Genomic DNA, 15,217 nt, shown 5'->3' on the forward strand with positions numbered 1-15,217 from the left:
GCCGATGGTACTGCAGGGGGGACCCTGTGGGAGAGTAGGACGCCGCCGAACAAATTGTGAGAAGAACCCCCGCCGGTATTCCGGCGGGGGTTCTTCGCGTTGTCCGTTGACGTATCGTCAGGGCATGGACGATGGAACGGCAACAACGGGCGACGCGATCACGGTTCTCGCCTCCGACGTACTGCGGCCGGCACAGCGGGACGCGGCCCTGCGGATCCTGGCGGACGCCCAGGGCGTGGACGGCCGGGAGGCCGTGTCCGAACAGGGGCGCCTGCGCCTGCGCTCCTCGGAGGCGGCACGGACCGGAGTGACCCACTTCCTCGAAACCACCGGTACGGACGCCGAGGCCGTCGGCTACGGCCAGCTGGAGGTCCCCGAGAGCGGCACCGCCCATCCGGCGGCCGAGCTCGTCGTGGCGCCCGCCGCCCGCGGCCGGGGCCTCGGACGGCCGCTGGTGGACGCCGTGCTCGCCGAGGCGGGGCGGGCGGGCCGGGGGCACGTCGACTTCTGGGTGCACGGCGGACACCCGGCGGCCCGGCACCTGGCCGGGCAGTACGGTGCCGAGCTGGTCCGTGAGCTGCGGCAGATGCGGCGCACCGGGCCGCAGACCGAGGCCGTCCCGCTTCCGGACGGGATCGAGCTGCGGACGTTCCGGCCCGGTGAGGACGACGCCGAGTGGCTCCGGCTGAACGCCCTCGCCTTCGCCCACCACCCGGAGCAGGGCGCCTGGACCGGGCGCGACCTCGCCGACCGGCTGGCCGAGCCCTGGTTCGACCCGGCCGGCTTCTTCCTCGCGACCCGGGACGGCAAGCCGGTCGGCTTCCACTGGACGAAGGTGCACCCGGCGACCGCGGCCGGGCCCGCGCTCGGCGAGGTCTACGTGGTGGGCGTCGATCCGGCCGAGCAGGGCAGCGGTCTCGGCCGGGCGCTGACCGCGGCCGGCCTGCGCCACCTGACGGGCGGTGACGCCGCGGCCGGCGAACGCGGTCTGGAGACCGTGCTGCTCTATGTCGACGCGGACAATCCGGCGGCGGTGCGGGTGTACGAAAGGCTGGGATTCACCGTCCACGAAGTCGATTTGATGTATCGCGCCGCGGTCGCGAAGCCGAATTCCCGGTGACCGCCTTCCGGTGACCGAGGGTGACCGCCGGGAACGGGCGCCCCGGCGCCGCCTAGCGGAAACAGCGGGGCCGGGGCAACGGGCGTGCGCCTGTGGCCCCGGCCCCGACCGCCTCAGCTTTCCTCCTGGCCATGCGGTGTTTACCGTGGATTCAATTAATGCCGCGAAGATCACAGGATGAAGTCCGTAGTGTCTCGCTCGTGCAGCATCGGCCGGCACGTGCCGACCGGTTCTGTGACGACCGCGCCGGGTGGTTGGGCGTTGGTGATGGGCGAGGGCGACGGCCCGAAAAGCATTTCGCGTCCGGACGCCGTCCTGCTGGAGGAGCTGGAGCCCATGAGCATCCCCCGCCCCGTCCCTGCCCCGCTGTCCCCGCCCGCGCGGTTGTCCAGCGCGCTCGGGATACCGCCGGAACTGACGGTCACCGATGAGCAGGACCTGGAGGAACTGCCGCAGGGCCGTTTCCTGGACCGCGAACGCAGCTGGCTCGCGTTCAACGAACGCGTGCTGGAGCTGGCGGAGGATCCGGGGATCCCCCTGCTGGAGCGTGCCAAGTTCCTGGCGATCTTCGCCAGCAACCTCGACGAGTTCTTCATGGTGCGGGTGGCCGGCCTGAAGCGCCGGATCGCCACCGGCGTCGCCCAGCGCAGCGCGTCCGGGCTCCAGCCGCGCGAGGTGCTGGACCTCATCTGGACCCGCTCGCGCGAGCTGATGGCCCGCCACGCCGCCGCGTTCCAGCAGGAGGTGCTGCCGGACCTCGCCGCCGAGGGCATCGAGGTGGTGCGCTGGTCCGAGCTGGCGGAGAAGGAGCAGGCGCGGCTGCACACGCTGTTCCGGCAGAAGATCTTCCCGGTGCTCACCCCGCTGGCGGTGGACCCGGCGCACCCCTTCCCCTATATATCGGGGCTCTCCCTGAACCTGGCAGTCGTCGTGCGCAACCCGGTCTCCGGGCACAAGCACTTCGCCCGGGTGAAGGTGCCGCAGTCGCTCGCGCGCTTCCTGGAGGCCTCCCCGCAGCGGTACGTGCCGCTGGAGGACGTCATGGGCGCGCACCTGGAGGAGCTCTTCCCGGGGATGGAGGTGCTCGCCCACCACGCCTTCCGGGTCACCCGCAACGAGGACCTGGAGGTGGAGGAGGACGACACCGAGAACATCCTCAAGGCCCTGGAGAAGGAGCTGATGCGGCGGCGCTTCGGTCCGCCGGTGCGGCTGGAGGTCGAGGAGTCGATCGACCCCTACATCCTGGACCTGCTGGTGCGGGAGCTGAACATCACCGAGGCGGAGGTCTTCCCGCTGCCCGGCCCGCTGGACCTCACCGGGCTGTTCGGGATCGCCGGGCTGGACCGGCCGGAGCTGAAGTACCCGAAGTTCGTTGCGGGCACCGCGCGGGGCCTGACCGACGTGGAGTCGGCGTCGCAGCCCGACATCTTCGCCGCGATGCGCGAGCGGGACGTGCTGCTGCACCACCCGTACGACAGCTTCTCCACCTCGGTGCAGGCCTTCCTGGAGCAGGCCGCGGCCGACCCGGACGTGCTGGCGATCAAGCAGACGCTCTACCGGACCTCCGGTGACTCGCCGATCGTCGACGCGCTGATCGACGCGGCGGAGTCCGGCAAGCAGGTGCTGGTGCTGGTGGAGATCAAGGCCCGCTTCGACGAGCAGGCCAACATCAAGTGGGCCCGCAAGCTGGAGGAGGCCGGCTGCCACGTGGTCTACGGCCTGGTCGGGCTGAAGACGCACTGCAAGCTGTCGCTCGTGGTCCGGCAGGAGGGCGACACCCTGCGCCGGTACTCGCACGTCGGCACCGGCAACTACCACCCGAAGACGGCCCGGCTGTACGAGGACCTCGGGCTGCTGACCTCGGACCCGCAGGTCGGCGCGGACCTCTCGGACCTCTTCAACCGGCTCTCCGGCTACTCGCGCCGCGAGTCCTACCGCCGGCTGCTGACCGCCCCGCGCGGACTGCGCGACGGCCTGGTGGCGCGGATCCACAACGAGATCGCCAACCACCGGGCCGGCCGCCCGGCGCACGTGAAGCTCAAGGTCAACTCGATCGTCGACGAGGCCGTGATCGACGCGCTGTACCGCGCCTCGCAGGCCGGGGTGCCGGTGGACGTGTGGGTGCGCGGCATCTGCGCGATCCGGCCGGGGGTGCCGGGGCTGAGCGAGAACGTCCGGGTGCGCAGCATCCTGGGGCGTTTCCTGGAGCATTCGCGGATCTTCGTCTTCGGCAACAACGGCGATCCGGAGGTGTGGATCGGCAGCGCCGACATGATGCACCGCAACCTGGACCGCCGGATCGAGGCGCTGCTGCGGATCACCGACCCGGCGCACCGGACCGAGTTGTCCGGACTGCTCGACCTGGGCATGTCGGACGAGACGGAGTCCTGGCACCTCGGGGCGGACGGGTCCTGGACCCGGCACGCCCAGGACGCCGACGGCACGCCGCTGCGGCACGTCCAGGACCTGCTCATCGACTCGCGTCAGCGTCGTCGGGCCCCTACCGCCCGATGACCGCAGGTCGCCGCCACGACCCCGCTGACGCCAGACGTGACGACGTGAGCCGCGACGCCGCGCGGCGGGCCCGCACCGGACCGACCGGTGCGGGCCACGCCGCCGGGGGACACGACGGAACGAGACTCGACGACGCGCCCGCGCGACCCACCGACGCGAGCCGCTGAGCGGCAGGGACCCGCTGAGCGGTCGGCCACCAGCCCCGGGGACGGCCCCGGGGGAACGGGGATCTACCTAGCCATGACCGATGCGCCGATGACGGACCGGGCGGCCTCCACCGCGACCGCCGGGGACATCCTCTCCAGCCATCTCACCGCCCTGGCGGGCGCGTTCCTGCGCGCGCTGCCGCTGGCGGTGGGCGAGGTCGGTGCGAGACCGGGTGCGGCGTCCGTCGTCCCCTCGGAGGGCACCGCCGACCTGCTGCGGGCGGTGCGGCGGATCAACGGGCTGCTGACCACCTTCTCCGCCTCCTTCGAGCCGGTCTGGGCGCAGGAGTCGCGGACCGAGCTGGCCTGGCTGCTGAACCTGCTGGCGCTGGAGCCGGGGTACGTGCGGCGCTCGGCCCGGCTGCTGGGCGCGCTGGACGGGCTGAGCGGCAGCGAGGCGGAGGGGCCGGGCATGCTGGCCGGCCACGCGGGGGCGCCGAAGGCGCGGGCGCTGCTGGACCGGCAGCTGACCCTGGCCCGGACCAGGGCGCACTCCTCGGTGCTGCAGGAGCTGCGCTCGGCGCGGCTGCACGCGCTGGCGGACCGGATGACCCTGCTGGTGGCGGACGCGCCGCTGGCCCCGTCGGCGGACGGCCGGGCGGGGGCGGTGCTGGTGCCGCAGGCGGCGGCCGCCTTCGGGGCGCTGGCGGTGAGCGTCCAGCAGCTGCCCCTGCAGCGGGCGTCGACGCCCTACGGCGGGGACGGGTTGCGCCGGCTGGGGGCGGTGCCGAGCGCGCGGGGCGCGCTGGACGCGGACGCGGCGCTGGCGGCGGACGACGCGCCGTGGCACCGGACCCGGGTGCTGGTGAGGCGGGCCCGGTACGCGCTGGAGGTGTGCGGGCGGCCGTCGGCGGTGCTGGACGAGCTGGACCGGGTGCTGCTGCGCCACCAGGAGGCCTCGGAGGCGGCGGTGACGGCGGCGACGGCGGCCCGCACGCCGCGGATCACCCCGGCGACGGCGTACGTGCTGGGTGTGGTGCACGCGGACCAGCGGCTGGAGGTGGAGGCGGCGCGGTACGCCTTCGGGCGGCGGTGGCCGGAGCTGCCGCCGGGGACGGAGGCGTGGCTGGAGCTGCCGCCGGCCGAGGGCTGGGGGTCGGCGGCGGAATCGCGGACGGCCTGAGATGGGCGGACGGCCTGGGGCGGGCGGGCGGCCGGTGCCGCAGGACGGCCGGCACGCGGGGTCGCGGCCCGTCCGGACGACGGCCGGCCGGGCGGTGTCCGGCGGGCCGGTGGTGCGGGCGGCGGGGGCGGTGCTCTGGCTGCCGGGCCGCCCGAAGAAGAGCGGCCGGCTGGGGCGGCCGCGGATCGCGGTGATCCACCGGCCGAAGTACGACGACTGGAGCCTGCCGAAGGGGAAGCTGCACCCGGGCGAGGGCGTGGTCGAGGCGGCGCTGCGCGAGGTGCGGGAGGAGACGGGGTTCGGCTGTGTGCTGGGGGCGGAGCTGCCGACCCAGCACTACCTGGCGCAGGGCCGGCCGAAGGAGGTCCGGTACTGGGCGGCGGTGCCGACGGAGGGCGAGTTCCGGCCGAACCGGGAGGTGGACCGTCTGGAGTGGCTGCCGGCGGGGAAGGCGCGGGCGCGGTTGTCCCGGGAGCAGGACCGGGGGCTGGTCGACGCGCTGCTGGAGCTGCTGGGTGCGCGGCCGGTGCGGTTGCGGGGGCGGGAGACGTGAAGGAACAGTGGAAGTGATCTCCCTGCGCTCTTGCCGTGACGCAACCGTTACTACCTGACGTAGTTTCCTGTCATCCGTTCGAGGTTCACTCCCCGTTCACTTCCGACCGGCTGACGCGTCACCTACCCGGCCTAACTTCGGTGTCACCGGCGGGCCGTACGGGCCCCGGACCTCAGCAAAACCCGCGCTTCGCCCTGCTCGGCAGGGCCCGCGCGCCGGGCAATGCCACAGAAAGGGACACCCTGTGAAGCTCCAGCGGAACGGCCGCTCCAAGGCCCTCGCGATCGGTGCCATGGCGCTCGTCAGCTCGCTGTCGCTCGCCGCCTGCGGCTCGGACGATAACGGTGGCAACGCCGCCGCCCCCAGCGGTTCCGGCTCCTCGGCCGCCGCCGCGATCAACTGTGGCTCCAAGCCGACCGCGCTGGTCGCCGCGGGTTCCACCGCGCAGGGCAACGCGATCGACATCCTGAAGAACAACTTCGAGGCGGCCTGCAAGGGCGCCACCGTCAACTACGGTGGCGGCGGCTCCGGCGCCGGTGTCCAGCAGTTCAACCAGGGCAAGATCCAGTTCGCCGGTTCGGACTCGGCGCTGAAGCCGGCCGAGGTCGACGCCAGCAAGGCCGTCTGCACCGGTGGCCAGGGCATCAACCTGCCGCTCGTCGCGGGCCTGATCTCGATCGTCTACAACGTGGACGGCGTGGACAACCTGGTCCTGGACGCCCCGACCATCGCCAAGATCTTCGACTCGCAGATCACCAAGTGGAACGACCCGGCGATCGCCGCCCTGAACCCGGGCGCCAAGCTGCCGGACGCCGACATCCAGGCCTTCCACCGCACGGACGACTCGGGCACCACCGAGAACCTGACCAAGTACCTCGCCAAGACCTCGGGCGGCGCCTGGACCTACCCGGCCAGCAAGGCCTGGGCCGGCAAGGGCGGCCAGGGTGCCAACGGCTCGGCCGGTGTCTCGGCCCAGGTGAAGCAGGTCAAGAACTCGATCAGCTACGCCGAGCTCTCCTTCGCGCAGACCAACAACCTGAAGAGCGCCTCCATCGCCACCGGTGCCGCCAAGCCGGTCGAGGCCACCGCGGCCAACGCCGCGAACACCTTCGCCAAGGCGCAGATCGCCGGCACCGGCAGCGACCTGGCGCTGACCCTCGACTACGCGACCAAGGACGAGGGCTCCTACCCGCTGGTCCTGGTCACCTACGAGATCGCCTGCGACAAGGGCAACAAGGCCGAGACCCTCGACACCCTGAAGGCCTTCCTGGCGTACACCGCCAGCGACGCGGGCCAGAAGGCGATCGGCGACGCGGGCTACGTCCCGCTGCCGAAGTCGCTGACCGACAAGGTGAACACCGTCATCGGTTCGCTCGCCTGACCCAGTAGGACCTCCGCCGTGGCGGCCCCGTGAACGAGGGGGGCCGGGGCCGCCACGGCGGGAAGCACCGAAGAAACGCACCACGTCCGGGGCACCGCCGCCAGGGTGCCGCCCCCTCGGGGCCGCACCACCAGACCGGAGTAGACCAATGACTTCATCCACCCCTGCCTCCCCGCGGGGCAGGGAACGCCGCCAGCGCGACAGCCGGGTCGGCGACAAGATCTTCATGAACCTGTCCCGAGGGTCGGGCATCCTGCTGCTGGTGGTCATGGCCGCCATCGCCGGCTTCCTGACCTGGCGCTCGGGCGTCGCCCTGACCAAGAACGAGGGCAACTTCCTCACCACCTTCGAGTGGACGCCGGACGCCCCGAAGCCGGTCTTCGGCATCGCCGTCCTGGCGTTCGGCACCATCGTCAGCGCGCTGATCGCGATGGTGATCGCCGTCCCGGTGGCCATCGGGATCGCGCTGTTCATCTCCCACTACGCGCCGCGCCGGATCGCCCAGCCGTTCGCCTACCTGGTGGACCTGCTGGCGGCCGTGCCCAGCATCATCTACGGCCTGTGGGGCGCGCTCTTCCTGGTGCCGCACCTCGGCGGACTGAACAGCTGGCTGGACGAGTACCTCGGCTGGACGTACATCTTCGACCAGTCCCGGGCCGGCACCACGCCGCGCAACCTGTTCACGGTCGGCATCCTGCTGGCCATCATGATCCTGCCGATCATCACCGCGGTCAGCCGTGAGGTCTTCCGGCAGGTGCCGCGGATGCACGAGGAGGCGGCGCTCGCGCTCGGCGCGACCCGCTGGGAGATGATCCGCACCGCGGTGCTGCCGTTCGGCCGCCCCGGCATCATCTCGGCCTCGATGCTCGGCCTCGGCCGCGCGCTCGGCGAGACCATCGCGGTCGCCGTCGTGCTCTCCTCCAGCAACGTCCTCTCGCTGCACCTGCTCGACCCGGGCGGCGGCACCTTCGCGCAGAACATCGCGCTGAAGTTCAACGAGGCCCAGCCCTTCGGCCGGGACGCGCTGATGGCCTCCGGTCTCGTCCTGTTCGTGATCACCCTGCTGGTGAACGGTGCCGCGCGGCTGATCGTCGCCCGCCGCAAGGAGTACTCGGGGGCCAACGCATGAGCGAGCGAATCATCGAACCCCGCGTGTTGCGCGCATGCGCCCTGACGAGCGAAGCGAGGAAGGTCGCATGAGCGCCGCTACGACCTCGGTTCCGGCGGACGCCCGTCCGGTGGGCCGCCCGCTGACCGCCAACCGGCTGCCCAAGTGGACCCCGATCGGTGTGGCCGCCGGCTCGATCGTCCTCGGCTGCGGCATCGGCGCGGTCGGCGGTCTGGAGAGCAAGCTCCAGTGGGGCCTGATCTCCGCAATCCTGTTCGTGATCATCAGCTACGTGCTCTCGGCGCAGGTCGAGGGCCGCCGGCAGGCGAAGGACCGGCTCGCCACCTCGGTGGTCTGGGTCGCCTTCATCCTGGCCGTCGTCCCGCTGCTCTCGCTGACCGTCTACACGGTCCAGAAGGGCATCGGCGTCGTGGACGGCAACTTCCTGTCGCACTCCATGATGGGCGTGCGCTCGGCCGGTCCCGGCGGCGGCATCTACCACGCGCTGATCGGCACCGTGGAGCAGGTCCTGCTGGCCACCCTGATGGCCGCCCCGATCGGTCTGCTGACCGCCGTCTACCTGGTCGAGTACGGCCGGGGCACGCTCGCCAAGGCGGTCACCTTCTTCGTCGACGTCATGACGGGTGTCCCGTCGATCGTCGCGGGTCTGTTCATCCTGTCCCTGTGGAACATCGCGCTCGGCTTCAACTACTCGGGCTTCTCGGGCAGCCTCGCGCTGGCGATCCTGATGATGCCGGTCGTGGTCCGCTCCACCGAGGAGATGCTCAAGCTCGTCCCGAACGAGCTGCGCGAGGCGTCGTACGCCCTCGGTGTGCCGAAGTGGAAGACCATCCTGCGGATCGTCCTCCCCACCGCCATCGGCGGCATCACCACCGGTGTGATGCTCGCGGTCGCCCGCATCACGGGTGAGACCGCTCCGGTGATGATGCTGGTCTTCGGTGCCGCGTACATCAACAACAACCCGTTCGACGGACCGCAGCAGTCCCTGCCGATGTACATCTGGCAGCAGTACGCCGTGGTGAACAACGACTACGGCTACGCCCGTGCCTGGGGTGCCGCGCTGGTGCTGATCGCCTTCGTGATGGGGCTCAACCTCATCGCCCGGGGCATCGCCCGCTGGCGCTCGCCCAAGGCCGGGCACTGAGCGACCGACTGACGTACGACGAAGACTGAGAGAAGACGAACGATCATGGCCAAGCGCATCGACGTCAGCGGACTGTCCGCCTACTACGGCTCCACCAAGGCCATCGAGGACATCTCGATGTCCATCGAACCCCGCTCGGTGACGGCCTTCATCGGTCCCTCCGGCTGCGGCAAGTCCACCTTCCTACGGACCCTCAACCGGATGCACGAGGTGATTCCGGGCGCCCGCGTCGAGGGCAAGGTGCTCCTGGACGACGAGAACCTGTACGGCTCCAGCGTCGACCCGGTCGCCGTCCGCCGCTCGGTCGGCATGGTCTTCCAGCGCCCGAACCCGTTCCCGACCATGTCGATCTACGACAACGTGGTCGCCGGGCTGAAGCTCGCGGGCGTGCGCAAGAAGTCCGTGCTGGACGGCGTGGTGGAGAAGTCGCTCAAGGGTGCCAACCTGTGGAGCGAGGTCAAGGACCGGCTGAACAAGCCGGGTGCCGGCCTCTCCGGCGGCCAGCAGCAGCGTCTGTGCATCGCCCGTGCCATCGCGGTCGAGCCGCAGGTCCTGCTGATGGACGAGCCCTGCTCGGCCCTGGACCCGATCTCCACCCTCGCCATCGAGGACCTGATCGGCGAGCTGAAGTCCCAGTTCACCATCGTCATCGTGACGCACAACATGCAGCAGGCGGCCCGCGTCAGCGACCGCACCGCCTTCTTCAACCTGGCCGGCGTCGGCCAGCCGGGCAAGCTGATCGAGCTGGACGACACCCAGCGGATCTTCTCCAACCCGTCCGTGCAGGCGACCGAGGACTACATCTCCGGCCGCTTCGGGTGACCGGCTCCGCCCGGTCCGCCCGGGCGGCGCTCCACCGTCGCGCGTGACGGACACAGAGCTGCTTCGTGGTGCTGCATGGCGGTGCCGCCGCGGAGCATGATGAAGGGCCCGCTCCCCGGATGTGGGGGCGGGCCCTGTCGCGTCCGGTGCCGTCCGTCAGCCCCAGAACAGGTGGACGAACCAGTACACCAGCGCCGCGACCACGGCGGCCGCCGGCATCGTGATGAACCAGCCGAGCACGATGTTCTTGGCGACGCCCCAGCGCACCGCGCGGATCCGCTTGGTGGCGCCGGCGCCCATGATCGCCGAGGTGATCACGTGCGTGGTGGAGATCGGCGCCTTGAAGACGAACGAGGTGATGTACATGACCGTCGAGGCGGTGGCCTCGGCGGCGAAGCCCTGCGGCGGGTCCAGCTCGATGATCTTCCGGCCCAGGGTGCGCATGATCCGCCAGCCGCCGGCGTAGGTGCCCAGCGAGAGCATGGTGGCGCAGGAGATCTTCACCCAGACCGGGATCGGGTCGCCCTGGCCCTGGTGGCCCGAGATGACCAGGGCCATCACCACGATGCCCATGGTCTTCTGCGCGTCCTGCAGGCCGTGCGCGAGCGCCATCGCGGCGGCCGAGGCCGTCTGGGCGACCCGGAAGTTGCGCTTGGCCCGGTGCGGATTGGCCCGCCGGAAGAGCCAGAGGATCGCCAGCATCACCAGGAAGCCGCCGACCAGGCCGACCACCGGGGAGACGATCATCGGAATGATGATCTTGTCGATGACGCCGCTCCAGATCACCTCGGTGCCGCCGGCCAGGGCCGCGCCCACCATGCCGCCGAACAGCGCGTGCGAGGAGGAGGACGGCAGGCCGAAGTACCAGGTGACCAGGTTCCAGGCGATGGCGCCGACCAGCGCGGCGAACAGGATCGCCATGCCGCGGTCGCCGGTCGGGGTCGCGATGATGCCCTGCGAGACGGTGTGCGCCACCCCGCTGCCCAGGAAGGCGCCCGCCAGGTTCATCACCGCGGCCATCGCCAGCGCCGCCCGGGGCGTCAGCGCCCGGGTGGAGACCGAGGTGGCGATCGCGTTGGCCGAGTCGTGGAAGCCGTTGGTGTAGGTGAAGAAGAAGGCAACGCCGACGACGGCGATGAGTGCTGCCATGTCCACGGGGGTCAGGACTCCTTGACCGCGATGGTCTCCACCGTGTTGGCGACGTGCTCGAAGGCGTCCGCGGCCTGTTCGAGGACGTCCACGACCTGCTTCAGCTTGAGCACCTCGATGGCCTCGTACTGGCCGGAGAAGAGGTGGGCGAGCAGCTTGCGGTGGATCTGGTCGGCCTGGTTCTCCAGTCGGTTGACCTCGATCCAGTACTCGGTCAGGTTGGACATGCTCCGCAGGTTCGGCATCGCCTCGGCGGTCAGCTCGGCGGCGCGGGCCAGGACCTCGATCTGCTGCTCGATGCCCTTCGGCAGGGTCTGGATGTCATAGAGGACGACCAGGTCGACGGCCTCCTCCATGAAGTCCATGATGTCGTCCAGCGACGAGGCGAGGGTGTAGATGTCCTCGCGGTCGAAGGGCGTGATGAAGGACGAGTTCAGCTGGTGGAAGATCGCATGGGTGGTGTCGTCTCCGGCGTGTTCGGCGGCGCGCATGCGCTCGACGATCTCCGCGCGGGCCGACACGTCTGATCCCAGCAGTTCCAGCAGGAGCTTCGAGCCGACGACCAGGTTCTCCGCGGCGGCGGCGAACATGTCGTAGAAGCTCGTCTCCTTCGGGGTCAGGCTAAAACGCACGGAAATCTCCGATGTGCGGGGTAGGGGACTGAACGATGCTAGGTGCAACCGAGCGCCATCACGCAAACGGGGTGCTCGAAGAGGAGCCGGAACCTCCCCTTCCGTTCGGCTGCCGCAGCAGTGGATCCGGTCCGCACGACAGGTGCGGGCATGAGCCCCCAGTCTGACGGAACCTCGCCCGGATTGCCCCTGCCGTGCGGCGGGAAGAGCGGGGTGTTCCCCGGACGGGGGAACCGCGCGGGACGCGGCCGGACCGGGCCGGCGGCGCCGGAGGAACACCACGACGGGCCCGGGTGTTGGACACTGGAGGCCGACGCAGCCACCAGGCACTCAGACGAAGGCGGGCCGATGACCACCACGCAAGCGCGCACCGGGCCGGAGCAGGCGCCCGGGGCGGAACCGCACGGCGAGCACGTTGCACTCCCGAAGACGCCGGACGCCCACACCGCCCACACCGCCCACCCCGGGCACGGCCCGCACGGGTACAGCGCCCAGAAGGACGCGCACCTCAAGCGGCTGCGCCGGATCGAGGGCCAGATCCGCGGCCTGCAGCGCATGGTCGACGAGGACGTCTACTGCATCGACGTGCTCACCCAGGTCTCCGCCAGCACCAAGGCCCTGCAGTCCTTCGCGCTCTCGCTGCTGGAGGAGCACCTGCGGCACTGCGTCGCGGCCGCCGCCGAGGAGGGCGGCACCGAGCTGGACGCCAAGGTCGCCGAGGCCACCGCGGCGATCGGCCGGCTGCTGCGCAGCTGACCGCACCGGGACGCCCCGGCGCACCCCCGACCCTCGCTAACCCTCCCGGCCCCGCAGCCCCGGTGGATCCTGCGGGCCCGGCGTCGGCCCGGCGGCCGGACCGCCGTCGGGCCGGTCGAGCAGCACCTCGTCGATCCGCTCGGTCGGCAGCCGGTCGCCGCTGCTGGCCGTGGCGGCGATCATCAGCTCACCGGCCAGGTCGATCTCGTCGAGGGCCGCGGCCTCGTGGCCGCCGCTGCGGCCGTCCGTGGACGACATCACCTGCACCACCCCTTCAGCGCCTCGCCAGCCCGGGCGGCAGCCACCCGACGTCCAGCCTAGGCACTTCGGGGCCCGTCCACATGGCACGGACGGGCCATCTCCGCGCCGCCGAAACGGGTGGGCCCGGAGGCTCCCGGCCCCACCCGGAGCGGCGGCCTCCCCTCGCGCCCCCACCTGCGGCGCCCGCACCGGCCCCCCGGGCGCGCTACTTCGGGCTCTCGGTGGGCTTCATCGCGAAGATGTCCGCGGCCGGCGGCTCGGCCGCCTCCACCGGCGCGCCGAAGTCGCTCAGCGTGGTGGTCGAGACCACCTTGACCTGGTCCTTCGCCTCCTTGGACCCGGCCACCCCGGCGAAGGTGAAGACCTCGACCACCTTGTGCAGCCGGCCCTGCTCGTCCAGCCAGACGTCGTAGGGGACCTCCTTCACGGTGAAGGTCTGCGCCCCCATCCGCAGGCCGTCCCCGCCGCGCCCGCCGGTGGCGTCGGCCGCCTTGGCGAGGTCCAGGGTGCCGCGGAAGTGCTTCAGCGCCACCCCGTCGAGCGACTCGGTGCCGACCAGCTCGGCCTTCTGGGCGCCGCGCAGCGCCCCCGCGGCGGACGACGGGTCGGTGGCGCCGCCGCTGACCAGGTTGCCGTCCGGCAGCTGGCGGACGTCCAGCTTGACCCACTTGCCCTCCGGCACCTTGGCGCCGCTGTTCTGCAGGTAGACCGTGCCGGGCAGGAGCACCTCGACGATCTTGCCGGTGGTCGCGGCGCCCGGCGGCACCTGGACCTCCAGCCGGCCGATCCGCTTGGTGTAGTCGTAGCCGCCGGTGCCGGTGAAGACGGCCTTCTTCTCGGCAGACTCGGTCACCAGTTCGGTGGTGGCGTGCGCGGTGCCCGACCGGCCGGTGACGTCGGCGGCGGCCCGGACCGCGGTCAGCGGGTCGGCCGCGAGCCGGTCGGCGGAGACCTGGTCGACGGCGCCGTTCGCCGGCGGCGCGGCCGCGGCATCCGCGCCGTCGGTGCCGGCGGCGCCGTCCGGGGTGCAGCCGGCCAGGGCGGCCGCCCCGGCCAGTACGGCGGCGAGCAGGGCGGCACCCGCCACCGGACGCGCCCGCCGCTCGGTGCGGCCGCCGGTTCGACCGGTGCGCTGCTGGTCGGTCATCTTCATCCTCGCGACAACCCCCTCGGGCCCGACTGCCCCGCCGGCCACCGTCAGCGGGTGGGCAGAGCTCTTTCCGGGCAAACGAGTTGGGGCCCGGGGGGTTACGCGGTGACCCGCGTGTCCCACGCGTCGCGCGCCGGGCCCGCGGCGCGTTACCGTGAGGCACGTGCACAGTGAGCTGCCGGCCGTTCCCGGCACCGCCCGGATGCCCGAGCACCGCGTCGTGATCAGCGAGCGCGGTTCCTTCTGCCACGCGACCTGCACCTGCGGCTGGTACTCCCCGGCCCGGCGCTCGCGCGACCTGACCCGGCGGGAGGCGGACGACCACCTCGCCGCCGAGGCGGACCCGGGGTAGGCCCGGCCGGCGGCCGTCCCGCTCACGCGGCGAGGTCGGACTCCCGCGGCTGCTCCTCGGTGCGGACCGCTCTCCGGGCCCCGCCGCGCCGGCTCCGTGCGCCCGGACGGCCCCCGGCCCGCTCGGCGCCCCGTCCGGCGCGGATCAGCGGGGCCGCCGGCGTGCGCGCGAGCGCGTGGCAGAGCGGGACGAGCACGGCCATCGCGATCGGCGCCAGCAGCAGCACCACGGCGGTGGCGAGCGCGAAGCCGCCGAGCACGTCGGTCGGGTAGTGGACGCCCATGTACATCCGGCAGAAGCCCTGCAGCAGGGCCAGGCCGCCGGCGATCCAGCCGAGTCTGCGGTTCACCAGGAAGAGCGCCACCGCGATGCCCATCGACATCGTGGAGTGGTCGCTGACGAAGGAGTGCGTGCCGGCCTTGCCCTCGACCAGCACCTCCAGACCGGAGTGGTCCACGAAGGGTCTGGGACGGTCCACGATCGCCGAGATCGGCAGGTTGGCCAGCTCGGCGATGGCGACCGAGAGCGGGGCCCAGAGCAGCCCGGCGACGGCCACCGGGGCGTCCGGGCGCCGCCGGGCCTGCCACCAGCCCACCAGGCCCAGCAGGGCGAGGCCGATCAGGATGCCGTACTCGCCGATCCAGGAGACCAGGTGGTCCAGCGAGTCCGGGGCGTGTCTGGCCAGACCGTTGACGGCGTAGAGCAGGTCGAGGTCGGGGTTGGTCGTGTCGGCAAGCGGCGTCGACACGCCGCACCTCCTTCCGGGTCCGCTGCATCTGGTCATCGCGCCGTGGTCCGGCCGCCGCCGCCCTGGTCGGGGCGGTTGACGGGGGACCACCGGACACAACGTCATCACCGGTGGACAGCGTTCCACGGAAACAGGCAGTTATGGAAACTTGACTCAGCGTCCACACCGCGCGCACAC

Annotated in this window: 15 protein-coding genes; 10 read left to right on the forward strand and 5 right to left on the reverse strand. The window is 71.8% G+C overall.

Translation table 11 applies throughout. From position 1 onward, the window contains the following. The first annotated feature begins 124 nt into the window (after positions 1-124). From mshD to pstB, 8 genes are all read left to right on the forward strand, one after another. Positions 125-1,120 carry a mycothiol synthase gene (gene mshD / locus ACF1AK_RS28270; protein WP_391501659.1) on the forward strand — a complete coding sequence of 332 codons (996 nt, stop codon included), beginning with the start codon at positions 125-127 and terminating at the stop codon, positions 1,118-1,120. A gap of 336 nt (positions 1,121-1,456) precedes the next feature. Further along, complete coding sequence (locus tag ACF1AK_RS28275) at positions 1,457-3,634, forward strand: RNA degradosome polyphosphate kinase (RefSeq protein WP_391501660.1); 2,178 nt, start codon at positions 1,457-1,459, stop codon at positions 3,632-3,634. Between the two features lie 240 nt (positions 3,635-3,874). Next, a complete protein-coding gene (locus tag ACF1AK_RS28280; RefSeq protein WP_391501661.1) occupies positions 3,875-4,963 on the forward strand; it encodes a CHAD domain-containing protein in 1,089 nt (362 codons plus the stop codon). 1 nt (position 4,964) lies between these two features. Further along, complete coding sequence (locus tag ACF1AK_RS28285) at positions 4,965-5,516, forward strand: NUDIX hydrolase (protein ID WP_391501662.1); 552 nt, start codon at positions 4,965-4,967, stop codon at positions 5,514-5,516. Between the two features lie 244 nt (positions 5,517-5,760). Continuing rightward, on the forward strand, positions 5,761-6,897 hold the full coding sequence (pstS, locus tag ACF1AK_RS28290) for a phosphate ABC transporter substrate-binding protein PstS (protein ID WP_391501663.1): 1,137 nt from the start codon (positions 5,761-5,763) through the stop codon (positions 6,895-6,897). A 148-nt stretch (positions 6,898-7,045) separates the two neighbouring features. Then, a complete protein-coding gene (gene pstC / locus ACF1AK_RS28295; protein ID WP_391501664.1) occupies positions 7,046-8,026 on the forward strand; it encodes a phosphate ABC transporter permease subunit PstC in 981 nt (326 codons plus the stop codon). Positions 8,027-8,093: 67 nt separating this feature from the next. Continuing rightward, positions 8,094-9,170 carry a phosphate ABC transporter permease PstA gene (gene pstA, locus ACF1AK_RS28300; protein ID WP_391501665.1) on the forward strand — a complete coding sequence of 359 codons (1,077 nt, stop codon included), beginning with the start codon at positions 8,094-8,096 and terminating at the stop codon, positions 9,168-9,170. Between the two features lie 45 nt (positions 9,171-9,215). Beyond that, on the forward strand, positions 9,216-9,992 hold the full coding sequence (pstB, locus tag ACF1AK_RS28305) for a phosphate ABC transporter ATP-binding protein PstB (protein WP_391501666.1): 777 nt from the start codon (positions 9,216-9,218) through the stop codon (positions 9,990-9,992). A 156-nt stretch (positions 9,993-10,148) separates the two neighbouring features. Here pstB and ACF1AK_RS28310 read toward each other — a convergent pair whose 3' ends face one another. Then, positions 10,149-11,147 (reverse strand): anion permease, encoded by a 999-nt coding sequence (locus ACF1AK_RS28310; protein ID WP_391501667.1) that lies wholly within the window; start codon positions 11,145-11,147, stop codon positions 10,149-10,151. Positions 11,148-11,152: 5 nt separating this feature from the next. Next, positions 11,153-11,773, reverse strand: a complete 621-nt coding sequence (locus ACF1AK_RS28315) for a DUF47 family protein (protein ID WP_350553137.1) — start codon at positions 11,771-11,773, stop codon at positions 11,153-11,155. A 348-nt stretch (positions 11,774-12,121) separates the two neighbouring features. Between ACF1AK_RS28315 and ACF1AK_RS28320 the strand changes: the two genes are divergently transcribed. Further along, positions 12,122-12,529, forward strand: coding sequence for a metal-sensitive transcriptional regulator (locus ACF1AK_RS28320; protein ID WP_391501668.1), 408 nt, complete (start codon positions 12,122-12,124; stop codon positions 12,527-12,529). Positions 12,530-12,565: 36 nt separating this feature from the next. Here the strand turns inward: ACF1AK_RS28320 and ACF1AK_RS28325 are convergent, their stop codons facing one another. Next, positions 12,566-12,787 (reverse strand): hypothetical protein, encoded by a 222-nt coding sequence (locus tag ACF1AK_RS28325; protein WP_391501669.1) that lies wholly within the window; start codon positions 12,785-12,787, stop codon positions 12,566-12,568. Positions 12,788-12,995: 208 nt separating this feature from the next. Continuing rightward, positions 12,996-13,937 (reverse strand): hypothetical protein, encoded by a 942-nt coding sequence (locus tag ACF1AK_RS28330; protein ID WP_391501670.1) that lies wholly within the window; start codon positions 13,935-13,937, stop codon positions 12,996-12,998. A 166-nt stretch (positions 13,938-14,103) separates the two neighbouring features. Here ACF1AK_RS28330 and ACF1AK_RS28335 point away from each other — a divergent pair, with 166 nt between their 5' ends. Continuing rightward, entirely contained in the window at positions 14,104-14,292 is a 189-nt protein-coding gene (locus tag ACF1AK_RS28335; protein ID WP_391501671.1) for a hypothetical protein, read from the forward strand. Positions 14,293-14,314: 22 nt separating this feature from the next. Here the strand turns inward: ACF1AK_RS28335 and ACF1AK_RS28340 are convergent, their stop codons facing one another. Next, positions 14,315-15,040, reverse strand: coding sequence for a phosphatase PAP2 family protein (locus ACF1AK_RS28340; protein ID WP_391501672.1), 726 nt, complete (start codon positions 15,038-15,040; stop codon positions 14,315-14,317). Between the last annotated feature and the right edge of the window lie 177 nt (positions 15,041-15,217).

The organism is Kitasatospora sp. NPDC015120, assembly GCF_043080305.1.
Lineage (GTDB): Bacteria > Actinomycetota > Actinomycetes > Streptomycetales > Streptomycetaceae > Kitasatospora.